At 33.1% G+C, this 24,705-nt stretch carries 23 protein-coding genes; 9 read left to right on the forward strand and 14 right to left on the reverse strand.

The features are described from left to right. Positions 1-94 precede the first annotated feature (94 nt). A complete protein-coding gene (gene queA, locus ACI5KZ_RS11870; protein ID WP_109309724.1) occupies positions 95-1,144 on the forward strand; it encodes a tRNA preQ1(34) S-adenosylmethionine ribosyltransferase-isomerase QueA in 1,050 nt (349 codons plus the stop codon). 239 nt (positions 1,145-1,383) lie between these two features. Continuing rightward, positions 1,384-2,424 (forward strand): 23S rRNA (adenine(2503)-C(2))-methyltransferase RlmN, encoded by a 1,041-nt coding sequence (gene rlmN, locus ACI5KZ_RS11875; protein ID WP_109309723.1) that lies wholly within the window; start codon positions 1,384-1,386, stop codon positions 2,422-2,424. Positions 2,425-2,472: 48 nt separating this feature from the next. On the opposite strand, the gene ACI5KZ_RS11880 is transcribed toward rlmN, so the two are convergent. Further along, positions 2,473-3,345: a T9SS-dependent choice-of-anchor J family protein gene (locus tag ACI5KZ_RS11880; RefSeq protein ID WP_109309722.1), complete on the reverse strand. Its 873-nt coding sequence runs from the start codon at positions 3,343-3,345 to the stop codon at positions 2,473-2,475. 155 nt (positions 3,346-3,500) lie between these two features. Here ACI5KZ_RS11880 and ACI5KZ_RS11885 point away from each other — a divergent pair, with 155 nt between their 5' ends. From ACI5KZ_RS11885 to ACI5KZ_RS11900, 4 genes are all read left to right on the forward strand, one after another. Then, positions 3,501-4,478, forward strand: a complete 978-nt coding sequence (locus ACI5KZ_RS11885; RefSeq protein WP_109309721.1) for a polyprenyl synthetase family protein — start codon at positions 3,501-3,503, stop codon at positions 4,476-4,478. A 107-nt stretch (positions 4,479-4,585) separates the two neighbouring features. Then, entirely contained in the window at positions 4,586-5,149 is a 564-nt protein-coding gene (locus tag ACI5KZ_RS11890) for an RNA polymerase sigma factor (RefSeq protein WP_406847735.1), read from the forward strand. Beyond that, positions 5,136-5,867, forward strand: a complete 732-nt coding sequence (locus tag ACI5KZ_RS11895; protein ID WP_406847736.1) for a hypothetical protein — start codon at positions 5,136-5,138, stop codon at positions 5,865-5,867. Before ACI5KZ_RS11890 ends, ACI5KZ_RS11895 begins: the two co-directional genes overlap by 14 nt. Positions 5,868-5,896: 29 nt before the next feature. After that, positions 5,897-6,979, forward strand: a complete 1,083-nt coding sequence (locus tag ACI5KZ_RS11900) for a hypothetical protein (RefSeq protein WP_109309718.1) — start codon at positions 5,897-5,899, stop codon at positions 6,977-6,979. Positions 6,980-7,030: 51 nt separating this feature from the next. Here the strand turns inward: ACI5KZ_RS11900 and ACI5KZ_RS11905 are convergent, their stop codons facing one another. Beyond that, positions 7,031-8,125, reverse strand: a complete 1,095-nt coding sequence (locus ACI5KZ_RS11905; protein WP_109309717.1) for a DUF748 domain-containing protein — start codon at positions 8,123-8,125, stop codon at positions 7,031-7,033. 137 nt (positions 8,126-8,262) lie between these two features. Between ACI5KZ_RS11905 and dnaG the strand changes: the two genes are divergently transcribed. Further along, positions 8,263-10,221, forward strand: a complete 1,959-nt coding sequence (gene dnaG, locus ACI5KZ_RS11910; RefSeq protein ID WP_109309716.1) for a DNA primase — start codon at positions 8,263-8,265, stop codon at positions 10,219-10,221. Here the strand turns inward: dnaG and ACI5KZ_RS11915 are convergent. Then, positions 10,218-10,847 (reverse strand): response regulator transcription factor, encoded by a 630-nt coding sequence (locus ACI5KZ_RS11915; protein ID WP_109309715.1) that lies wholly within the window; start codon positions 10,845-10,847, stop codon positions 10,218-10,220. The genes dnaG and ACI5KZ_RS11915 overlap by 4 nt on opposite strands. Before the next feature lie 84 nt (positions 10,848-10,931). Next, positions 10,932-11,726, reverse strand: coding sequence for an NAD(+) synthase (gene nadE, locus ACI5KZ_RS11920; RefSeq protein ID WP_109309714.1), 795 nt, complete (start codon positions 11,724-11,726; stop codon positions 10,932-10,934). A 92-nt stretch (positions 11,727-11,818) separates the two neighbouring features. On the opposite strand from nadE, the gene gldB reads away from it, so the two are divergent. After that, complete coding sequence (gldB, locus tag ACI5KZ_RS11925; RefSeq protein WP_109309713.1) at positions 11,819-12,781, forward strand: gliding motility lipoprotein GldB; 963 nt, start codon at positions 11,819-11,821, stop codon at positions 12,779-12,781. After that, complete coding sequence (gene gldC / locus ACI5KZ_RS11930; protein ID WP_109309712.1) at positions 12,781-13,110, forward strand: gliding motility protein GldC; 330 nt, start codon at positions 12,781-12,783, stop codon at positions 13,108-13,110. The genes gldB and gldC overlap by 1 nt, the downstream gene beginning before the upstream one ends. Positions 13,111-13,160: 50 nt before the next feature. On the opposite strand, the gene aqpZ is transcribed toward gldC, so the two are convergent. The 10 genes from aqpZ to ACI5KZ_RS11980 form a co-directional block, all read right to left on the reverse strand. Further along, the gene (gene aqpZ / locus ACI5KZ_RS11935) at positions 13,161-13,850 is read right to left on the reverse strand and encodes an aquaporin Z (protein WP_406847737.1); all 690 of its coding nucleotides are present in this window, start codon (positions 13,848-13,850) and stop codon (positions 13,161-13,163) included. Between the two features lie 176 nt (positions 13,851-14,026). Then, positions 14,027-15,064: an HAD family hydrolase gene (locus ACI5KZ_RS11940; RefSeq protein WP_406847738.1), complete on the reverse strand. Its 1,038-nt coding sequence runs from the start codon at positions 15,062-15,064 to the stop codon at positions 14,027-14,029. A gap of 20 nt (positions 15,065-15,084) precedes the next feature. Then, the gene (locus ACI5KZ_RS11945; protein ID WP_406847739.1) at positions 15,085-15,636 is read right to left on the reverse strand and encodes a hypothetical protein; all 552 of its coding nucleotides are present in this window, start codon (positions 15,634-15,636) and stop codon (positions 15,085-15,087) included. A gap of 336 nt (positions 15,637-15,972) precedes the next feature. Beyond that, positions 15,973-16,761: a neuromedin U gene (locus ACI5KZ_RS11950; RefSeq protein WP_406847740.1), complete on the reverse strand. Its 789-nt coding sequence runs from the start codon at positions 16,759-16,761 to the stop codon at positions 15,973-15,975. A 230-nt stretch (positions 16,762-16,991) separates the two neighbouring features. Next, positions 16,992-18,887, reverse strand: coding sequence for a DUF3604 domain-containing protein (locus ACI5KZ_RS11955; RefSeq protein ID WP_406847741.1), 1,896 nt, complete (start codon positions 18,885-18,887; stop codon positions 16,992-16,994). A 20-nt stretch (positions 18,888-18,907) separates the two neighbouring features. After that, positions 18,908-20,773 (reverse strand): DUF3604 domain-containing protein, encoded by a 1,866-nt coding sequence (locus tag ACI5KZ_RS11960; protein ID WP_406847742.1) that lies wholly within the window; start codon positions 20,771-20,773, stop codon positions 18,908-18,910. Beyond that, complete coding sequence (locus ACI5KZ_RS11965) at positions 20,770-21,756, reverse strand: transporter (RefSeq protein ID WP_406847743.1); 987 nt, start codon at positions 21,754-21,756, stop codon at positions 20,770-20,772. Before ACI5KZ_RS11965 ends, ACI5KZ_RS11960 begins: the two co-directional genes overlap by 4 nt. 21 nt (positions 21,757-21,777) lie before the next feature. Continuing rightward, complete coding sequence (locus ACI5KZ_RS11970; RefSeq protein ID WP_406847744.1) at positions 21,778-22,857, reverse strand: DUF6515 family protein; 1,080 nt, start codon at positions 22,855-22,857, stop codon at positions 21,778-21,780. A 28-nt stretch (positions 22,858-22,885) separates the two neighbouring features. Further along, positions 22,886-23,611, reverse strand: a complete 726-nt coding sequence (locus ACI5KZ_RS11975; RefSeq protein ID WP_406847745.1) for a DUF2092 domain-containing protein — start codon at positions 23,609-23,611, stop codon at positions 22,886-22,888. Between the two features lie 143 nt (positions 23,612-23,754). Beyond that, entirely contained in the window at positions 23,755-24,687 is a 933-nt protein-coding gene (locus ACI5KZ_RS11980; protein WP_406847746.1) for a metal ABC transporter substrate-binding protein, read from the reverse strand. Positions 24,688-24,705 lie beyond the last annotated feature (18 nt).

Below are 24,705 nucleotides of genomic sequence, written 5' to 3' on the forward strand. Positions count from 1 at the left end.
TAAATACTTGACAACGCCTACTTTCAGGTTGTATATTTGCAACCTTTACAAAAACAAATCACTTTCATTTTAACATAAAAATTGATTGACAAATATGAAATTATCACATTTTAGTTTTGACCTCCCAGAAGAATTATTAGCTGAGTATCCATCAGAACATAGAGACGAAGCTCGTTTAATGGTCTTAAATCGCGAGAAGCAAACTATTGAACATAAAATGTTTAAAGATCTTATTGATTATTTCGATAAAGATGATGTGATGATTCTTAATAATACCAAAGTATTTCCAGCGAGACTTTTTGGAAACAAAGAAAAAACTGGAGCAAGAATTGAGGTGTTTTTATTAAGAGAGTTAAACGAAGAGCAACGTCTTTGGGATGTGCTTGTAGATCCAGCTAGAAAAATAAGAATTGGAAACAAATTGTATTTTGGTGAAGGAGAGTCTTTAGTAGCGGAAGTTATAGATAACACAACTTCAAGAGGAAGAACCTTACGATTCTTATACGATGGATCGTATAGAGATTTCCGTATGAAACTTCAGGAACTTGGCGAAACACCACTTCCTAAATACATAAAAAGAGATGTAGAACCAGAAGATGAAGAACGCTACCAAACTATTTTTGCTAAAAATGAAGGTGCAGTTGCAGCTCCTACTGCAGGAATGCATTTTTCTAAACACCTTTTAAAGCGTTTAGAAATTAAAGGAGTTAATTTTGCAGAAGTTACATTACATGTTGGTTTAGGTACTTTTAACCCAGTTGAGGTTGAAGATTTATCGAAACACAAAATGGATAGTGAAGAAATTATTATTAAAAAAGATGCAGTAGATATTATTAATACTGGAATTAAAAACAGAAAACGTGTATGCGCTGTTGGTACAACTGCCATGCGTTCTATAGAAAGTTCAGTATCTTCAAGCGGTACTTTAAATGAGTTTGATGGTTGGTCTAATAAATTTATTTTTCCTCCATACGATTTTAGTATCGCGAATTGCATGATTACAAATTTCCATACGCCAAAATCTACCTTATTAATGATGGCGTCTGCATTTGCTGGTCACGATTTCATTAAAAAAGCGTACGATGAAGCTATTAAAGAAAAATATAAATTCTATAGCTATGGAGATGCCATGCTAATTATTTAATTAAAAATATATTCTATTAAAAGCCTTGTTTTTGCAAGGCTTTTTTTATGGTCACTACCCAAAGAGTCGTATCTGCCTGCCAGCAACTAGGCTTTCACTACTCGTTTTTTTATGTTGCATAGGTGCAACAACATTAAAAAGCTCAAACATGCGTTCAATAGTTAATGGGTTTATCACGCAATTATTCTCTAGTCCTTAATTTCTGTTTACAAATCCCTTTTTATTACTTTTGCAAACACATGGAAACAAAAAAGAAAGACATACGTGCATTAACCAAAGAGCAACTTCGAGATTTCTTTGAAAAAGAAGGCGATAAAGCATTTCGTGGGAATCAGGTTTATGAATGGTTGTGGAGTAAAGGAGCTCATTCCTTTGAAGATATGACGAACATATCTTTAGAAACCAGGCAAATGCTTGAAGATAATTTTGTTATTAATCACATCCATGTAGATACCATGCAAAAAAGTAACGATGGCACTATTAAAAATGCAGTTCGTTTGCACGATGGATTAATTGTCGAGTCGGTTTTAATTCCAACCAAATCAAGAACTACAGCCTGTGTTTCTAGTCAGGTTGGTTGTAGTTTAGATTGCAGATTTTGTGCAACATCTAGGTTGAAACGCATGCGAAATCTAAATCCAGACGAAATTTTCGACCAAGTAGTTGCCATAGATAAAGAAAGCAGATTGTATCATGACAGACCCTTAAGTAATATTGTGTTTATGGGTATGGGAGAACCACTTATGAATTATAACAATGTTCTAAAAGCGATTGATAAAATTACATCAGATGAAGGTTTGGGAATGTCGCCTAAACGAATTGTGGTTTCAACATCTGGCGTGCCAAAGATGATAAAAAAGATGGCTGACGATGAGGTAAAGTTTAAATTAGCCGTATCACTCCATTCAGCAATCGATGAGGTTCGTACCTCTATCATGCCCTTTAATGAAAATTTCCCTTTAGCAGATTTACGTGAAGCGTTAGAATATTGGTATGCCAAAACCAAAAATAGAATTACCTACGAATATGTGGTTTGGAAGGATATCAATGATAAAAAGAAAGATGTTGATGCCTTAATAGCCTTTTGCAAATTTGCACCAAGCAAGGTTAATTTAATTGAATACAATCCCATAGACGATGGCGAGTTTCAACAAGCAAACACGCAAGCTATAGATATGTATGTGTCCATGTTAGAACGCAACAATATTACTGTAACTGTAAGACGTTCCAGAGGTAAAGACATTGATGCTGCTTGTGGACAATTAGCTAATAAAACATAAAAAAGACTGCCTTCTCAGGCAGTCTGTAAGATATTAATTTGTTACTTTCTAAAATGCAATTTTCTTTCTGTAAACAGCATTTGTTTGCGGATTGGAAATTTCAATAACATACACTCCAGAAGTTAATGTTGTAGCATCAATGGTATGAGTTTTATTAGAGGTTTTTCCCTCTAAAAGTTGCTGTCCAGTTAATGAAATTAGCTTGTAATTTACTACATCATTTATATTGTAAATAGAAATGTATTGATTGTTGCAACCAATTTTATAGTAAGGTGCTTGAGCGTATTCATCGATGCTTAAAGTTTCGTTAACTTCTACAGCATCAATACCAATAAAATTGGAGTTAGTTCCTGATGGACCTCCACTTGCCACATAATATCTAAAAGCTAATCTAGCATCAATAGCAGTACTGCCTAAACCAGAAATGGTAACAGTTTGTAATTCCCAATCTGCATTAGGATATCCACCAACAGTTAAGGTTGGATTAATATCTAAAAGTAATGTGGTATAAGATCCTTCATCAGAATCATTTGTTGGAGCTACAGATGCAGCTCCATCAGCACTAACTCTTACTTGCAATCTGTCTGGATAAATGCTTCCTGTGCTAGTTCTAGTGTAAAATGTTAATACATCATCATCTTTTAAAGATAGTACTGGTAAAATTAACCAGTTGCTTATGGTTCCAGTACCTGTGGTGGCGTTAAAGTTTGCTCCAATATAAGAAGTTGGCCCACCATTATATGAAGAAAAAACAGCATCGTTACCTTGAAACCAATTTGTTGACCCTAAAGTAGTACTAACATTAACCTGATCCCAGTCTGTAAGGGTCGTGATGTCATCGAAATTTTCGGATAATACAATTTGGGAATTAGCCGATAATATAGCTAAAAACCCCATAATAAGTAAAGTAATTTTTCTCATAAGTCTGATTTTTAAAGGGTTATAATTAATTAAGATATTAAAAAAAATGAATTTATCCTAAATAACAATGTTAATTTTCCTTTGTTAAAAATAAGAATAGAATATCACAGGCATTTTTAGTAGGTTTGTTATAACCATATTAGTAATATTTTCTTTTGAAAATTGTAGAACAAATAAAACAGCCCATTGATTACGAAATGGAACTTTTTGAACAGAAGTTTCAGCTTTCCATGTCTTCTAAGGTGGCTCTTCTAAACAGGATTACACATTATATTGTTAATAGAAAAGGCAAGCAAATGCGACCGATGTTTGTGTTCTTGGTAGCTAAAATGGTTTCTAATGGAGAGATTAGTGAGCGTACCTATCGTGGCGCTTCGGTTATAGAACTGATACATACTGCTACTTTAGTACATGACGATGTGGTAGACGAAAGCAACAGACGTCGTGGTTTTTTCTCTATCAATGCACTTTGGAAAAACAAAATTGCAGTTTTAGTTGGAGATTACCTACTTTCAAAAGGCTTGTTGCTTTCTATCGATAACAACGATTTCGACTTGCTAAAGATTATCTCTATAGCAGTTAGGGAAATGAGTGAAGGCGAATTACTTCAAATTGAAAAAGCTAGGAAATTAGATATTACAGAAGCCGTTTATTACGATATTATTCGTCAAAAAACAGCCACACTAATTGCTGCTTGTTGTAGTCTTGGTGCTGCTTCGGTAAAACCAGAATCAGACCATGTTGAACGCATGCGTAAATTTGGTGAACTTATTGGGATGGCTTTTCAAATTAAGGATGATTTGTTCGATTATGGAAATGAAGCTATTGGCAAACCTACAGGCATTGATATTAAAGAGCAAAAAATGACTTTGCCTTTAATTTATGTTCTCAATCAGGCAGACAAAAAAGACAAACGTTGGCTTATTAATTCTATTAAAAACCACAATAGAGATAAAAAGCGTGTAGCTGAAGTAATTAGTTATGTTAAAACAAAAGGAGGATTAGACTATGCTGTTTCCAAAATGAAAGAATTTCAGGAAGAAGCCTTACAAATACTACAAATATATCCGGAATCTACCTTTAAAAATTCCTTAGAGCTTATGGTTAATTATGTGATTGATCGAAAAAAATAGGTTTTAATCACCTCATTTTTAACAGTATAAAAATTAATTAAGTTATCAGGCAACCTTTTGCATGATTTTTTCGTCTTTATAAATAGAAGCAGAACAAAACCCTTTTAGTGAAAGTTATACAACTCTACAAAAACGAGACTGTGCTTATAAAAAAAGCCATTAAAAACAATCGTGAAGCGCAACACGTTTTGTTTGAAATGCATGCACCTAAAATGTTAAGTGTTTGTCGATATTATATTAAAGATGTTCAACATGCAGAAGAAGCTATGTTAAATGGTTTTTTTAAAGTGTTTAAATACCTTAAAAATTATAAAGCAGAAGGGAGTTTTGAAGGTTGGATTAGACGTATTATGGTTCGAGAATCTATCTCATTTTTAAGACAACAAAAGCATATTGAATTTTCGGTAGAAAAGATGGAAGAAACAAACACCTATTCCAACCAGATAAATACCGAAATTGAGGTTGCCGAAATTCAAAAACTGATAGATGGTTTACCAGAAGGATACAAAATAGTTTTTGTTATGTATGCTATAGAAGGATATAAACATGCTGAAATTGCAGAACTTTTAAAAATAACTGAAGGCACGTCAAAATCGCAGCTATTTAAAGCTAGAAAAATGCTTCAAGAACAAATTAATAATCAAAATAACACCAGTTATGGCTCCAATTAAATTTGAAGAAAACATCAAAGAGAAGCTTGAAAAAAGAACACTTGAACCATCAAGTCAGGCTTGGAATGTGTTGTCTGAAAAGCTTCATAAGGACTCAAAGCAATCGTCTAATAAAACAATTTGGTGGTTTGGTGTTGCTGCTAGTTTGGTAGGAGTTTTGATAATGGTGAACCTATTTTTTAATACTTCTGAAACAGACAGTTATAAGCCAGTTTTAGGAGACACTGAAGCAAAGGAAATTAAAAATATTCAGGATGTCGACCTTGTAAAACCAGAAGATAATATCGTTGCTGTTGAAGACATGCATGTCGTATCCAAAACTATTTTAAACGAGACTACTGACGCAGATAAAAAGTCTAAAATCTCAAAAAACCAAATCGTTAAAAACACAAATATTACGGAAGTTGTACCACTTCACGAACCAGACGAAAAAACAACTAATTCTAACCTTGAAGTGGTTTCAGAAAAAACAGAATTAACACAAGTTGCTTTTCAAGAGAATTCCAATAAAACCGAAACAGATATTGATGCGCTACTTAAAAAAGCCCAACAAAATCTAGCCGATAATAAAAAGAATGAGGCTTATTCTATAGATGCTCAATCCTTACTTCAAGACGTTGAAGAAGATTTAGACGAATCGTTTAGAAACAAAGTGTTCGAGACGTTAAAAACAAATTTTAAAAAGGTAAAAACTGCAGTTGCCGAACGTAACGATTAATAATTTCATCCATTAAAAAAAGAACAATTATGCAAACAATTACTAAGTACTTAGCACTTATTGTGCTAGCATTATCTGTGCAATTAATCACTGCACAAGAGATAACAAATAAAGAAAAAATAGATGCTTTAGAATTACAAAAAGAGCAGGTAGTAATTCAAGAAAAAGACCAGCTTAAAACAGGGGTTGAAGCGATTGATCAACAATTAGACAATAATGAAATCTCACAAGAAGAAGCAACTCAATTAAAAGATGAGCTTGCAACCAAGCATGCTTTAAATATTGAAAACAGGTTAGCTATTATAGATAACAGAATCTCGCTTTTAGAGAGAAATGAGCATGTATCTTATGATACTGGAGCTAATTTAGAAGGTTTAACTATAATCCTTGGTAAAGACAAAGATTCAGATGAATTCGATACGGGAAGTCTTTATATCGGACCAAAAAACAGAAAAGAGCCTAAAAAATACGACAGACGTACAACCAGCGATTTAGTGTTTGCCATTGGTTTTAATAATGCCATAATTGAAGGGCAATCTCTTAACGATTCGCCTTATAAACTAGGAGGTTCTGGATTTGTTGAGTTAGGTTGGGCATGGAAAACGAGACTTTTTAAAAACAGTAATGCCGTACGTTTAAAATATGGTGTGTCTTTCCAGTGGAATAAATTAGATATAAAAGACAATCTCTATTTTCAGGAAATAGATGATGTAGTAACTCTTGAAGAATTTCCAGTGAATTTAAGTAAATCTAAATTTAGATCCACCAATTTGGTATTTCCTCTACATTTTGAATTTGGTCCTTCAAGAAAAATAGATAAGAAAAATTATTTTAGATACTCAACATCAAATAAATTTAAAATAGGTGTTGGTGGTTATGGTGGTTTTGTGCTTCAGTCGATGCAAAAATTAAAGTATGATGATGACAATGGCGATTTCCAAAAAGATAAAATTAAAGATTTTAATACCAATAGTTTTGTGTATGGTTTAAGTTCGTATATCTCTTGGGGAAATGTTGGGATCTATGCCAAATACGATTTATCGACCATCTTTAAAGATCAAGCTATAGACCAGAATAATATTTCTTTAGGGCTTCGTTTTGATATGGATTAGTTTAAGTAGTTAATTTGATTAAAAAGGCTTCAATTTTTTTTTGAAGCCTTTTTATTTCTTTTTTTTGTCCTCATTAAAAGCGTCTTTAAAATCTATATCATCATCTACAACACCTTTAAAAGCTTCTATCCAAGCATTACTAAGTATGTTTGTAAATGTTTTCCAAGCACCAACTTCTACATTGTTAAGATTGCCTTCCAAAGGAATTTTTGTAGCAAGTGTATCTGTTTTTTGATTTTTTAAAACGAATTTAAAAAAGCCTACAAAGCCTTCCCAGAGGGTTTCCACGAAATTATCATCTTTCCCAATTAACTTGGAATTTTTTATTAAAGGTTTCATATAACCTTTTAAATAACCATCTGCAATGGCCATTTCGCTATATAAATTAAAATCACCACTTTCAAAATCGATGTTTGCATAGTGTGTTGTAAAATCGTTCAAAGCAGAAACATTGGCGTTTTCTAAAGCAAACTCAATATCCATATCTGGTATCTCTTTAATTAGATTCATATTACCATTTAAACGCATGTTTCCTTGCCCAAAAGATACGGCAGTAGCAGAAATTGGAGAAGGTAATGTAAGTTCTTTTTCAATGACATTTCTTAAATTATCAGCAGTAAGTTCTAAGTTATCAAAATGAAGGTTGATATTTGGTTCAGAACTCACTTCTTGAAACGATATTTTGCCATTATGCACTTCAAAATGGTTTATTTCAATAGGTACTAAATCTGTTAAGGCATTTGTCCAACTATCTATATTTGGATTTTCTCCTTCTGTTTGTTGGTCTTCCAAAACATAATTTATTTTTGGATTGGACATAATTATTTCACTTACTATTTCACCCTTAAATAACGATTTCCATTCAATGGAAATATCACTTTTAGGAAAATCTAAAAAAGGAATTTGTGTCTGTGCATTCACTTTATTTAAATACATGCCATTTATAACATATGCTCCACGAACAAGTGCAATATCAATATCGTCTACTTGGCCATAATAACCTGGAATATCAGCAAGCACTTTATTTACATAGTTTTTAGCTAAAGTTGGTAAATACAATCTAAAAGCAACTATAAATAAGATGAATAAGAATGGAATAATATACCTTTTCTTCTTGTAAACGTATCGATATTCTTTGTTTTTCATATAAATGACTATTGGTATTTACCAAGTTAATAAAAATTGTTTTCTATTGGGTTTATTTTTAATTAGGTTTAACAGTCTAAGACTTCCATATTAAAACTTAATTTTAGTACTTTTATACGCTATAAAATTATAATCCTTTGATTTCAAAATCCACCATAGATCAAGTCTTTGAAACTGCTCGCGTTGAGGAGGTTATTGGCGATTTTGTTCAATTAAAAAAATCTGGAAGTAGTTTTAAAGGATTAAGTCCATTTAGCGATGAACGTTCACCAAGTTTTATGGTCTCTCCAGTGAAACAAATCTGGAAAGATTTTTCAAGTGGAAAAGGAGGGAATGTGGTAGCTTTTTTAATGGAGCATGAACATTTTACATATCCAGAAGCTATTAAATATTTAGCTAATAAATACAATATTGAAATTGAAGAAACCCAACAAACCAATGAGGAGAAAGAGCAAGCAGATGAGCGTGAGAGCCTGTATTTGGTAAGTGAGTTTGCTAGTAAATATTTTCAGCAGACACTTCATAAAACAGATCAAGGAAAAGCCATTGGATTGAGTTATTTCAAGGAGCGTGGTTTTACTGAAGAAACGATTAAAAAATTCCAGTTAGGGTATTCTTTAGACGAGTGGCATGCTTTTACAGACGAGGCATTAAAACAAGGTTATAAGCTAGATTATTTAAATAAAACAGGGGTAACTATTGTAAAAGAAGAAAAACGTTTCGATAGGTTTAAAGGACGTGTTATGTTTCCTATTAGAAGCATGAGTGGACGTGTTTTAGGTTTTGGAGGACGTATTCTAATAACCGATAAAAAAGCCGCAAAATATTTAAACTCACCCGAAAGTGATATTTATCATAAAAGTAAAGTGCTTTATGGTATTTTTCATGCCAAACAGAGTATTGCGAAAGAGGATAATTGCTATTTGGTTGAAGGTTATACAGACGTTATTCAGTTTCATCAAACTGGAATTAAGAATGTCGTGTCTTCTTCAGGAACAGCTTTAACTCCAGAACAAATTAGATTAATAAACCGATTAACAAAAAACATAACCGTTCTTTTTGATGGTGATGCAGCAGGAATTCGAGCGTCTTTAAGAGGGATCGATTTAATTCTTGAACAAGGTATGAATGTGAAAATTTGTACGTTTCCAGCAGGAGAAGATCCAGATAGTTTTGCCAAACAAAACACGTTAGAAGAGCTTACTTTATATTTAGAAGAACATGCGCAAGATTTTATTCAATTTAAAGCCTCTATGTTATTTGAGGATTCGAAAAATGATCCAATAAAAAAAGCAGAAACTGTAAGAGATATTGTGAATAGTATTTCTAAAATTCCAGATAGAATTAAACGAGAAATATATATTCAGGAGTGTTCTAAAATTATGGATATTAGCGAAGGTGTTTTATACAGCACTTTGGCACAAATGTCTAAAAAAGGAAATCAGGAAGCCAACCAACAATTCAAACAAGAGCAAAAAGCCTTTGAGGTTATAAAAAATAAAGAACCTCAGAAAAAAGTAGATGTTCAGTATGAATTAGAACGTAAAATCATTCAACTTCTCTTGTTATATGGCAATAGAACCGAAGATTTTGAAGATTTAATTTTAAAAGAAAATGATAAAAACGAGCTAATTCTTGAACCTGTTATTCATCAAGCAAAAGTATTTGAAAAAATATTTTTAGATCTTCAAGAAGATGAAATGGAGTTTACTAATGAAAAATTTAAAGAACTGTATTATAAGATTATTGATACTTTAAATCAAAATCCAGAATTTGCATTAGAGAATTTTGTAAATAATGAAGATACCGAAATAGTTAGCGAAATGACAACTATTTTAATGGAAGAAGAACGATACTCTTTGTCTAATTGGAATAGTAAAAACATTTTCCCAAAAGATAAAATGGATTCTATTTCTCAATTGGTAAGTGAAACCATATTGAGCCTGCGTTGTTTTTTAATTAGCAAAAAAATAGACGAATTAAATCAAGAAACAAAAGGAGATTTAGAGAAACAATATAAAGAGATTTTAGAAGAAGTTGTAGGTTATAAAAAATTAGATAATTTGCTTTCTAGGAAATTAAACAAACCTCTTTAAATATCCATTAATTTAGCTCTATTTATTAAATCTACAATATTTTCAACATGTAGTTTTTTCATTAAACGAGCTTTATAAGTACTAACAGTTTTTTCGTTAATTTCTAATTCTTGAGCAATTTCTTTATTCTTTTTTCCAATAGAAATAAGTTTTAAAACTTCAATTTCTCGCGTAGATAATTTTTTGTAAAGTGATCCAGAAGACTTATTAACCCCTTTTCCAAAAGCTAATTGATTAGATAGATTATTGCTTAGATAGGTGTCGCCTCCAGCAACTTTCATAATTGCCTCTTTTATGGTTATGATATTTGCATTTTTAGAAATATATCCAGAGGCTCCAGCTTTTATAGTGTTCAAGGCATAAATTTCTTCTGGTTGCGAAGTAAAAATTAAGACCTTAATTTGTGGAAATTCTTTAGATAATCGCCTTAAAGCAGTAATGCCATTAAGTTTTGGTAAATCTATTTCAGATAAAACAATATCTGCTTTTTCTTGTTTTAGAAAATCGAAAATTGCTTCTCCATTGCTAACGCCTCCAACAACTTTGATGTCTTTGGAGGTAACAAATAGAAGTTCGATACCTTTTCTAATAATTGGGTGACTATCAACAACCAACAGTTTTATCATCTTAAAAAGTTTTAAATATTAAGACTGTCGAGGCAAAAAAGTGATACATAATAAGTAAAGATACTAAATATATACAAAATATAATCAAGATTGTTTTAAATTATTTGGGATGGTACAAATTGGTATTGGGTTCATTTTGTGCTTGTTAGAAGTGTTTAGACGTTTGTAGATCTTAAAAACTTCTTTTTCTCTTCCAAAAAAATCTGCTTCATCTTTATGTTCTTCAACCATTTTCATAGCCCATTCTAATTCCGGATAAGAGGCTCCAATTTGATCTTCATCACTTCTAGCATCACCAAAAAGACCGTCGCTAGGTGCTGCTTCCAAAATAGATTTTGGAACCTGTAGTAGTTTGGCCAACATATACACTTCAGATTTTAATAAATCTGCTATCGGGCTTAAATCCACACCACCATCGCCATATTTTGTGTAAAACCCAACACCAAAATCCTCCACCTTATTTCCGGTTCCAGCTACTAACATTTTCTTTAAACCAGCATAATAGTACAAAGTAGTCATGCGTAAACGAGCTCTTGTGTTTGCTAAAGCCATATCCACAATAGCTTGTTCGCCTTCCAGCGAAACTTCAGTTTTAAACTCTTCAAAAACAGGTGTTAAATCTGTTTTCACATCGCTTACATTTTTATAATTCGACTTTAGGAAGGTAATGTGTTCCTGTCCTCTTGTTACATGGCTTGGTGCTTGATGTATAGGCATTTCTATGCATAAAACATCTAAACCTGTTTTAGCGCAAAGCGTAGAAGTAACTGCAGAATCTATTCCCCCAGAAATTCCAACAACAAAACCATTTACTTTTGCGTTAATAGCGTAATTTTTTAGCCATGTAACGATATGTTCTACTACTTTTTCTGTTTGCATTTTAAATGTATTTTAAACAAAGAATACTACCTTTGTCAAACAAAAATAGAGCAATCACTCTATTTATAAAAATTAACACCCTTTTAGTTTTTATGAAACAACTTATTTTATTGTTTGTTATTTTGTTTTCAGTTTTTTCTTGTCAAAAAGATCAAGGAATTGAAAATGATATTGCTAAAATTAAGGTAGACTATATTATTGAAAGATTTGATATCGCTTTTGGAAATGCAACTGCTACAGATTTACCTAATATAAAAGAAGCTTATCCTTTTATGTTTTTTGAAAAATATTCAGACTCTTTTTGGCTTGCCAAAATCAATGATACGCTTCAACAAGAGCTTACATATGAGACACAAAACATATTTCCAGAATTAAAGGAAGAAAAAAAAGAAATAACGCAACTTTTTCAGCACCTTAAATACTATTTCCCAGAATTTAAAACACCTCGGGTTATTACAACAACTTCTAATGTCGATTACAGAAACAAAGTAATTGTTACAGACACCATTGTATTAATTTCTTTAGATACGTATTTAGGAAGTGACCATAAATTCTACGGAGGAATTCAGAAGTATTTAAGACAAGATTTTAATAAAGATATGATAGTCGTAGATTTAGCAAATGGGTATGCTAATAATTTTATTTTTCAACCACAAAATAAAAACTTGCTTGATGAAATGATTTATTTTGGGAAGCAACTTTACTTTAAAGATAAAATCATTCCATTTAAAACAGATGCTGAAAAAATAGGCTATTCAGAAGAACAATTAGATTGGGCTAAATCTAATGAAATAGAAATCTGGCGCTTCTTTGTTGAAGAAGAACTCCTGTTTAGTACAGACTCTAAATTACCTAACAGATTTATCAATCCAGCACCATTTTCAAAGTTCTATTTAGAAGATATAGATAAAGAATCTCCTGGTGAAATAGGGAAATATATAGGTTGGCAAATAGTTAAAGCGTATATGGAGAGAAATAACGTTTCTTTAAAAGATTTACTTCAAGAAGATCCAAAAGAAATTTTTAATCATTCAAATTATAAACCAAAAAAATAATGGCAATTACATCTACAATAGAATTAACAGTTGAATTAGACGACAATCGTGTTCCGGAAAAATTATCATGGACAGCAGATGATGGTGGGATTAATAATGAAGAAGCAAAGGCCATGTTATTGTCTGTTTGGGATAGTAAAGCTCAAGAAACTTTAAGAATTGATTTATGGACAAAAGATATGCCTGTCGATGAAATGAAATTATTTTTTCATCAAACCTTAGTTGCCATGAGCGATACTTTCCATAGAGCAACTCAGGATGAAAAAATGACTGCAACCATGAAAGATTTTTGCGATTATTTTGCAGAAAAATTAGAACTTAAAAAATAAGAGGATTGTTATAAAAAAACAATCCCCTTATTACTTGGTGAGATATCTGTTTATTCCTTGTTAGGAGCCATAAATTTATATACAAGACCGGCTAATAAAGCACCAACAATTGGAGCTACCCAAAATAGCCATAATTGACCTAGGTACTCTCCACCAGCAAACAATGCTTGACTAGTACTTCTTGCAGGATTTACAGATGTATTTGTAACAGGTATACTAATTAAATGTATTAATGTTAGAGACAACCCAATTGCTAATCCTGCAAAACCCGGGGAAGCATTTTTATGTGTTGCTCCAAGAATTACAATTAAAAACATAAAGGTCATTACAACTTCGGTAACCAATGCGGAAGTCATATTATAACCCATAGGCGAATATTCTCCATAGCCATTAGAAGCAAATCCATTAGAGAGACTAAAACCCTCAAGCCCACTTGCAATTAAATATAAAACTCCAGCACCTGCAATACCTCCTAAAACTTGAGAGATAATATAACCTGGTAGTTCTTTACCATCGAAGCGTCCTCCCATCCATAAACCTATAGAAACGGCAGGATTAAAATGTGCTCCTGAAATATGACCTAAAGCATAAGCTCCAGTTAATACTGTTAAACCAAATGCAAGTGCCACACCTGCAAAGCCGATGCCTAATTCTGGAATGCCTGCAGCTAAAACAGCGCTTCCACAACCTCCAAGTACAAGCCAGAAGGTTCCAATAAATTCAGCTAATAATTTTTTCATGTTTTAAAAAAGTTTGGTTAGTAATTTAATGTAATGATTGTTAGTAAATTATCATCCAATATACAAAAAAAAGAAAATCCTAATTCATGAAAATTTAAAAATTGATTTAAATAAAAAAGGCGTTTAAATTTTTTATACAGCCTTAGTGAAATATATTTTATATATCAATGTGAAGATTATTGTTCTAATTCGAAAGGATAAATTATTTTCCAATCGTTTTTCATATCGATAACAGTCCAACCTTTTTCAGAAGCTTCATCTAGTCCTTTATTAAATTGACCAATATGAGATTCTCTATCGTATGCCCATTCTCTTTCTGTATCTGTATGATGAACGTAGATTTGGAAAGATTTATAACTATTTGAATCTGTCCATTGCATCATTTGTAAATCGCCATCTGAATTTCCTGATGCAAATACCGGTTTTCTTCCTATAAATTTATTTATACCAACGGGTTTTCCTGCTTTATCGTCTATAAAATCAATTTTTGATAAACGTCTTATAACTGGGGCTCCATTGTTATAATCATATTCGGTAGCGATACTGCTTCCAACTACTTGATCTTTGGGAATGCCGTAAGCTTCTTCAACCCAAGGCCTCATAAATTCTATGCCTCCACCAGAAACTATAAAGGTTTTAAATTGGTTAGCTCTTAGATAGTCTAAAAGTTCTAACATAGGTTGATAGATGAGTTCGTTATACGGTTTATTAAAACGAGGATGTTTAGCAGTTGCAAGCCAATCTGTAACAAGTTTTTCAAATTCGTCAGTTGTTATACCAGCATGCGTTTTCATAATCAATTCCATAAGTCCCTTTTCGCCAGAAGCCATTAATGAATTTATATCATTTTCTAAAACGGCTTTAAAGGGCTGTTTGTTTTTCCATTCTGGATGGTCTTTAGCCATAGCTTTTACACGATCTATAGCGAAAAATAATTGAAAATATGCTGGTTGCTCTGACCATAAGGTGCCATCGTTATCAAAAGTGGCTATTCTATCTATTTCTGGTATATAGTTATCACTTTCTTTTTTCGTAACATCTTCAACATAATTAATAATGGCATCTTTAGTCACACCTTCATTCCAAGAGGGAAGTGGGTCTACGCTAGTGGTAATTGTATCTTTTGCTACAACTTCTACTTGGTTGTTTTCTGCTTGTTTAAGACAACTTGTTAAAAGCAAAAAAAAGATGCTTAAAATGGCCATGTTTTTCATAATTTTCATTTTTAAAAGGATTATAATTTTCGAGCAATGCCAATACCAAAAGAGAATGAGTTGTAGGCATTAAATTTTGAGTCGTTTGTTAGGTTGCTTACTAGCTCCCAATTTTTATGAAACTCATAACCATATTCAATTCCTATTCGTATCAACATGAAATTTTCTTCTTTGGAAAATTCCCCACCTAGTCCTAATAAAGCTGAAAAATGATTGCAGAATTTAAAAGAAGTTACAATTGCTGGTGCAATGGGAGAACTACGCTCAATCACCTTGTTATCTTCAGAAAATGTTTCTACACTAAAATCTTCAATAACAATATCTGTATGGAGTCCAATGGCCCATTTTTCATTGATTTCAAAATTATAATTTAATTCAAAAGAAGGGACTGATAACCATGCTCTTTTACCATCTTCATTTATTGCCTCTTGAATCTGGGTATGTCCTAATAAAAACTGTAATGAATGATGCCTTTCTTTTAATTCGGAAGATTCTTGTTCCGATTGCGCATTAGAAACAATTGAAAAAAGAAATAGAGTAATCAATAAAAAGTTCGTATAAAATTTCATCATAGACTATAGCTCATAATGGATTTGTCGCTGTCAACTAAAATATAAAATTAAATTATTTCTTTGAAGCTTCAAAGAAATATTAATTCTCTCATTAAAATGATTCAATGAAAACCATCAAGGATGGTTACATAAAGCAATTTCTTTTTAAATGCCATTTATACTACATTGAGACAAGTTATTTTATTGCGATATTTTATTGATAGTTAATATAATAGTATGTCCTTTGATTTTTATTTAAAAAAGTTATTATAGGTCTGGCAATTAGTAAATTATATTTTTTTAAAAGTGGATTGGTATTTTGGTTCTCTTTTAAATGTGAGTATATTAAGTTTTAAATTATTTCAAAATAAAAGTTGCTTGAGCCTGAACCAACCAATCGGCATCGTTAGGATGCGCTACATATTTAAATACGCCAGCTTTTAAATTAATGGGAAGATATCTATTATGGGTTATCAATTTCCCAGCACCTGCGCCTAAAGGGATGGTCCATTGTTTTCCACTTGGTGCATTCCAATCTGCTGTAATATTAGGACTAGAGTAGACGTACCAGCCATTATTAAGTTTTTTAGATAAAATAACTTGAGTGTATAAATAGTTGACATCTTTTACACTGCTAGGGCCTGCAATCGAAAAGAAGTTTTGCAATAATAAACCATAAGTAAAACCATTGGTTTGTTTTAATGCCACTACCGAAGGACCAATGGAAAATTTTTCAAAACCCAACCCTTCAACACCTGTTGGCAGCATAATTGCAGGACCAGCTCCCCATGTAAAACTACTTTCTTTAGCGGGTGTTATAGCGCCAAGAAACGTGACGTTTCCAACACCATTTTTATAGCCTGTTTGGGTTGGAACATTCATAAAAGGAACAATAGTTCGGGTTATTAACAACCATTTTTTAGACAATGTTACTGGAATAACTGGTTGGATGTTTAATACATTCGTATTGTCGTTATTAATAGATAAGTTATAATTCATGGGAATGCTCACCATGTTGGCAATAGGGTTTTGGATTTTATCTTCCAAACCATGACCATCTTCGGGATCTGCACTTGTTCTGTTTTCCTGAGCATTAAGTGTTGAAATAAATATTAAGTTTAAAGCAAGTAATACGAGTTTTTTCATGAGTTGATTTTTAAATTAATAATTTGCTAAAAATCAGACTTATTACTTAATTTTTGGGAAGAATATTGTAATACCCTATAAAGATACTTAAAATATTTTTTTATCTAATAAGATGTTATTAGATAAATTATGTTTTAGATTAATTCATCATACGAGTTTAGATATAACTATTGGATATAATGTCTAATGCACAAATTAGGTATGTTGTTTTATTTTCGAAAAAAACAGTTTTATTTTGATGGTGTATACCAAATAGGACTTGTCCAAGCACGTTCCTGAATAGTAGCAGGAAAATCTTTTGGAGGTGCAATACCTAATTTTTTGGCATCATAAGTAGACCAACGAGGCGTTGGAATCTCTAATACGCGTACATAATAAAACGCTTGAATGTTTGCATTAAAGTCGGGATCTGTCCATACCGTTTTTAATTCTGGACTTCCAATAGTGTTCGTGTAGGAAGCATTTGGAATATCTACGGTATTTCCAACTTCAGGTAGCAACCCGTTGCTATCTAACTTTCTATTTTCGGTGTCAGACCAGGCTACATTATAAATTTTATCATGAGTTTTCCCATTAGCATCAACCCAACCTTTAATAATTTGAATACGATCTAAATTTCCACTATTAGGACCTTTCATTGCCCAAACCATTAATTGTGGTGAATTACCATTTGTTGCTTTTGGCATATCTCCACCCATAGGTGCACCGTTTTTATATCCTACTTCTGCCCAGTTAGTATCGCCAGGTTTGGTATCTTCAAAATTAAATCCACCAAAGACACGAACCGTGATTCTTGAACCACTAGTAGCCCATGTTTCTTTACGCTCCATGGCATCCCAAATGGATTCTCTGGTGTTTTCTTCAGCCCAAACACAAGACAATCCAGCGGTTCCTTGTTCTATTTTTGAAGGTTCTCCAGGAACGTTTTCTAATAAACGTTCTTTTGGTGTGCCTGATTTTAAATTGTGTTCTCCTGTATGCGCATATTCTTCATGTGATACAATAGATGTATGAATATCGCCACCACCAACAACACCATATTTAAAAGGATTGGTGCCAAATTGTTGTTCTAAAACCATCCCGTTTTCAAAGGCGTTTCTAACATAGTTTGTTTCGACAATTTTCACGGTTCCTGGTCCAGCAACAGGCTTCGTCCATAATTCAAAATTAAAAGCAAATTCATCATTAGGAGCAATAGACGGGTGCGTTTCAGATTGCCCCTTGGTTTGGATAATTTCGGTTAATTTCTCATTTCTTGCTCTAGATTCTACATAAGCTTTCGTTAATGGTTGTCCATAGCTATCTTCTAAAGCATACATAATCCCATTACTTAAATTTCCGTTATGTGGTATCGCTAATAAATCTAATCCTTTTGCACGTTGTTCATCCATCCATTTCCAAAGATCTTCTGGGAATTGTGAATCGAAATAAGAAAATGGAATTGGTAAGTTTTTTGTGGATCTGAAAATAATATTTCTATGCAAATTAGACATGTTAGGCTGCGATGACCATTCATAACCAGCAAGTGTTGTAAATTTTCCAGGTTCGTAAAACTGATCTGTAATAGCTACGTATTCATCCCAAAGTGTTTTTTTTAATTCAGGACTATCCAAAATGCTATCTGGTTTTGTTGAGCCATCTTTTTGAATGGTTGCAGAAACTAGTCCGTAGAAGGCTTTTGTAGACGCTTTTATGTCGTTACCAGAATTAACAATTGGGCCAGCCATAGGGTGTTTTGAGAGAGGGTTGTTTGGGTCGAACATTTTTAACAATACGCCTAGGTATTCTGAGTGATCACTAACTACCATAAAATCTAATGGAACTTTAAGCTGAACTTCGTAACCTGAAGGATGCATTACTTTTTCTCCCCTTGCATGACGATATGAGTTGTCTGGCCCTAATTTCACATTATATATTGCTTCGTCAAAACTCCAGCCTGTATGTTGATGCGTTTGCCCGAAATACGGATTCCTGAATTCATTATAACCCTCGGTTTGTATTGATTTATTCGCAGGCTCTACTGTTGATTCAGAGTTTATTTGGGTATCTGTATTTTTTTTATCGGAATTACAACCTGCAAGAACAAAAGTAGATATAAGTATTGTGGTAATAAATGAATGTTTCATGTTAAGAGGTTGTTAAGTGTTTATTTTTTAGGTGTATACCAAATAGGAGAACTCCAAGCACGTTCTTGAACAGTTTTGTCTACGGTTTCTGGATATGTTACTTGGTCTCTTATTTCATCGTATAAATTCCAACGGGCTGTTGGGATTTGCAGTACGCGAGCATAATAAAAGGCATTATCCGTAACTTTAAAATCTGGATCGGTCCAGGTGGTCATGAATTCAGCTGCGCCTTTTGATGTGTCAAATGCTGCAGTTTCTAAATTAACTAGAGCGTCTGTTGGTGTTACAGTCCCATCTGGTTTTAAGCGATTATCACTTGCAATCACATTGTATATTTTTTCTTTTAATTCGCCATTTTCATACCATCCTTTTACAATTTGAATACGATCAAGATTCGCATTCATTGGATCTTTTATGGCCCAAACTAAAAACTTAGGAGCTTCTTCAGAATTCATTCTTAAATCACCTCCCATAGGAACTCCTTTTTCGTAACCATCGCGAACCATGTCGTTATAAGATGTATAGGATTCTTTATATCCGTAGCCTGCAAAAAGTCTTACCTTTAACCTTGGGCCACTGGTTGCAAAGGTTTCTCGGTTATACATGCCATCCCAAATGTCGGCTCTAGTGTTACTTGGAGCCCAAACGCCTGTAATAGAACCTGGATTGGTATCGTAAACCTTGGCCCAGCCATCAACGGTATTGCTTACACGATTTTCAGCAGTCATATCGGCAAGACCATGACCACCCGTCCAGTTATCTTCTTCCACGTTTGCCATAAAACCATTGTGACTATCGGTTCCACCATTAAACCCTAATTTATATGGGTTTACGCCCAACTCGGTTTCATATTGAAGCCCTTTTTTTAAGGCATCTCGAACAAAGTTCTTTTGTTCAAACTTCCTACCACTAAAATCAGCCATGGAATTAGCATTTTCAAAATTGGCAAATTCATCGTTTTTCCAAAATAGTGGATGCACTTCAGAACTTCCTTTTATTTGCATGATTTCAATGGTTCGTTCCCATCGGTTACGCTCATCAGCGTATTCTTTAGTGATTGGTTGTCCGTCTGGCATATTAGCATCAAACATCATTCCTTTACTCGCATTGGAATTATGAGGAATTGCAAGAACTGTTGAACCGTTATGGGTAATTTCACCTAGCCATTTCCATAAGTCTGTTTCTCTGTTTCCATCAATATAACTATAAGGTAAGTCTGGAACTATGGTATCTCTAAAAATAATATTTCGGTGTAAATTTCCACCATTTGGTGCACCAGACCATTCAAAAGCATGAAGGGTTGTAAATTTACCAGGTTGATTATATTTTTCTGTTGCTTCGTTCATAATTTCCCACGCATTCATTGTGGATGCTGGACCTTGCCAAAAATCTGGATGTTGCGGTGTGGCACTTCTATTATTACTCACCACATATTTTACAAATAGTTTTAAGCCTTCTTCTAGATTGGGTACGTTTCTAATGGCTTCTGAAGCTTCTAGATTATAACCTGGAGCGCCAGGAGTTACAATAGTGTATACTTCCCCTATATTTTCTGCATGATCGGTAACAGCAGCAAAATCTAATGGACGTTTTAATTGCCATGTTTTTCCAAACTTATCTAATGCTACGGCTTCTCCTTGAGCAAAACGTAGTGCTGCATCAGGTGTCATTCTGTTACCACCAATATAAGCATCTAAAGAGAACATGGTGTGCATATGAGTTTCTCCAAAATAGGCCTCTTTTAATGGGTTAGTTGGAATTTCTGCTATGTTTTTATTAGTTGTAGTTGCTTCTACTTCAGCTGTTGAGACAGAAGATTTTTTGTCTTCTTTACAAGCTAGACAAACGATTAATATTAAAATTAAAAAGAGTGTTTTTTTCATCATTTAATTGTTTTAGAAGCTTTTATTTTTTTTAAATTGATATAGGCAAATACTAAGCTAACTCTTAACATATTGGATCTAGCATTATTATCTCCAAATATTATAGTGTCGTATCCAACAAAGGCTGATAATGGGGCAATTATTTGATAGCCTAAATTAAGTCCTCCTCCTAAAATATTAATGTGGTTGTCGTCTGAAACCCCATCTGCTTCTGTTTCACCACCAACCTGATAACGTAAGTCTGCTCCAACCCATAATTTTTTATTAAGATTATGAGTGAGATGATTTTCAATAATGAATAGCGGTTTTTGTTCAACCTTATTTGCTCTAGAAGATCGTGCAGGATCGTTATTATCAGTATAAAATTGGACAGTTGGCATAATTTCCAACCAAGTAGCATTTTGTGTAAGATTTTTATGAAATGGGATTGCCATAGTTGTTCCAATTTCGAAAGTTGAACGATTGGTTCCTAGATTAATAAGCTTGTTGCTATCATAAGTGCCAGAATACCAATAACGTAAAAACCCGTTGAGACTGAATTGTGGTTCATGCTTCGCAAACTCAAGAGCATTGAGAGCTGGTGAACCAATTAGGCCATATTCAAAAGCAACAAACCCATCGGAAAATCCACTAGCACTTAATTCTTTAGAAACTTGTAAAGAAGATGCTTCAAAATTTCCAGTAGCCGTTAACGAGCCAGGGTTTATCATGGCAAAAACACGTGCAAACTTACCTTTAATATTAAATGTGTGCACTAAAGTGGTTGGAAATACATCCACATTGATATCCGCGTTTTCTACTAAAATATTACCGTTAGGAAGCAGGTTTTGATCTAAATGTAGGTATTTAGGGTTGATTGCCCATACATTTTTAGGCGATGGTAAATGAGCTCTTGGGCCATCGCCTTGAGAAAAAACAGGCATGGAAAAAACGAGCAAATTAATAAATACTAATATAAATTTCACTTTGCTTTTTTTATCAATCATGATATAATTTTGTACAACAAATTATTCAGCTTTAACTTCCACTATCTCATACATGTTTTTTCCATCTACTTGAATAGGTTGGTAGTAAGTATCTCCAAATTGCACATAAGTCACATCTCCAATTTTCACTTCCTCGCCACCATCTGGTAAGCCTGGGACAATGGTTCCAGCAGTTGCAGGAACTACCACATAGCCATCGGCATTTTTCTCGTAAAAAGCGCCACCATAATAATAATTATTGGTGGTTTCATTTACGGTTACTTCCTCAGCTTCTTTTGGAATAGAAGGTACCTCGGCTCCAACTGGTGCTTGAACAGCAACAAAGCCATCTTCGGTTTTTAAATAATAGGTTCCGTTATCATAGTGGTATTCATCTTTATCATCGTTATTATCGTCAACAATGCTTACAATAATTGCAGTTGTAGCCAACGTGGTTACAAAATAACCCCAAGGGTGCCAAACTGGGCCCCAATAAAAAGGTCTGTAAGGATGATAATAATATGGTCTGTGGCAATAATAACTATGTCCACCATAACGATAAGGAGGTCTGTTATACCGAACCGAACTGCTTCTTACATGCGTGTTTCTAATGTTATTATGGCTGTTGTTTACATTGATATTGACATTATTATTTCCAATATGTGTTTTGTTACCTACCTTATTATTATTTCTAGTTTTTACATTAGAAGTTTTATGATTTCTTGAGTTTGTATTTAGTTTAGGTGCACTATTTGAACCTTTTCTATCGGCAACTTTGCTTTTTGCATTACTAGTTGAAGCTCTATTATTTGCTGGTCTATTAGTTGTATGCGAAGGCTTTGAGAAATTTCGACTATTAGTCTTTGTATGTCCTCCATTTATAGATCGAGATGGAGTTCTATTGGAAGTAGTAGGTCTAGTGGTTTTTGGTCTACTTGTTGGTCTGCTAGCGGGTCTTGACATGGTATGTCCACCGCCTCTTGACATGGAATGACCGCCACCTCCACGAGAAGCCCTATGTCCCATACGTTGTGCTTCGATAGATTGTAATGGCAAGATTAAAGTTAAAAGCAAGATAAAAGTTGCTGCTTTAAATTTTGAGATTGATATATGTTGTATCATGTTGATTTGTTTTTGAATGTACAATGGATTATTTTTCTAAAATGCTTATTAATTTTGATTTTGGGGGAGGTGTAAACTCAAAAACCGAATTTGGAATTTCTGGATTTAGATCCCATTTTAAAAAATTAGCCTCGTATTGCATGTTGTTTTTGTCTTTTTGAATAATAACCATACGTTTTGGTAAGGTTTTCATTGAATTTGAAATCCAAAGTTGCACATTTGTGTCTTTATTGGTAGCCATGATATAAAAACAAGGTTCTCCATCAATTGTTTTTTGACCTAAATATTTTATGGAATCAAAATCATCCATAATGTCATCGGTAAAAGAAGGGTAAAAGAAATCGGCTGCTGGAAATCTAAAATTGAAACGTGTATGCATACTGTCAATCATGGTGATGATATTATCAGGTGCTTCAAGCGTCACATAATTGTTTTCATTAAATGAATAATAAGTCATGAATTCGCCGTCATACCAAAATGCATGATCCCCTTTATCACCTAAAACTCTGGCAATAAGTTTGTCTGGTCCTACCATAGTTACTTCACTATGATTATAATGTTTTTCAATATTACTGTCGTCATTTAGTTTATCTACAGAACTATTCATAGATATACTTACTGAATTTAAATCACCAATAACATCGCTCATCTTATCCAAAATAAAAATAGCTGTGGAGTCTATTTGTTTAGAGTCCTGTGCTTGAATGCATATGGATAAAACACATAAGCAAATTAATAATAATTGTTTTTTCATAGTTTGTGATATTTTGGTTTGTGTAATAGCTGAAGTTTCATTGATTAATTGTGTGTCTTTTAAAATATAGACAAACGTTCTATATGTAAATATAATAAAAGCCATTAAAAATTAAATAATGATTCCTTAATTAAAATCATTTTTTATTCATTTAACGCATTGAAAATTTTCGACAATTGGTTGTAATTTGATTGCATTTCTTTAAAATAATTACTGTTTTCTGGTACGGAATACACAGGGTTTATAACGATGCTGTAAATACCCATTTCTTCCAATTTTGTTTGAGTTTCTGTTAGTGGCTTAGCCTCCCAAATCAAAAATTTAAAATCTTCATCTTTTTTTAAATGCTCAATGTCATGTTTCCTATCATGATTTAATTCGTAAGTAGGTTCCCAATGTAAGTCTCTGCCTTTTAAATCATAAGCTTTTTCAAAATACTGATACACAGGATGCGAAAACACAACTGCTAAACTTGGATTGGTATGGGTGAGTTCTTTGAAATTTAAATCTAACCCTAATAAATCTTCAGATAGTTTTTCAAAATTCGTTTGAAATTCTACTTTATGTTCTGGGAATTTCACCATTAAATGATTGGCTATAACTTCAGCTTGTTTATTCGCTAACTCTAAGTCTAGCCATGTAAGCGATGCTATTTCGTTGTGCTCATGTGCGCCATCTTCTCCATGACTATGGGTAAATACGTTACCACTTTCTAACAGACTGCTTTCTAAATCTCTTGTGGTGTTTATTAATATGGATTCTGGTAATGAAATGCTCATAAGCCATTTTTCAAAAGACGCCCCATTAATAAAAACAAAGTCAGCTTCCTGCATCTTGGTAATGGTTTCGGTTTCTGGTTTCCAATTGGTAATAGATCCGGCATTCTTCATTGGAAAACGCAAATCTATTTGATTGCCTCCAATGCGTTCAGCAAAATAGTGTAATGGGAAATTGGAAACATAAACTACCGGTTTTTTAGTAGCCACAACTTGTTCAGATTCTGAAGAATCCTTGGAATCATTTTTACAGGCTATCATAAAAACAACAGCAATAAAGAGTAATGATAATTTTTTCATAAGAATAAAAATAAAAAT

The sequence above is a fragment of the Xanthomarina sp. GH4-25 genome (genome assembly GCF_045363175.1).
In the GTDB taxonomy this organism is placed as follows: domain Bacteria; phylum Bacteroidota; class Bacteroidia; order Flavobacteriales; family Flavobacteriaceae; genus Xanthomarina.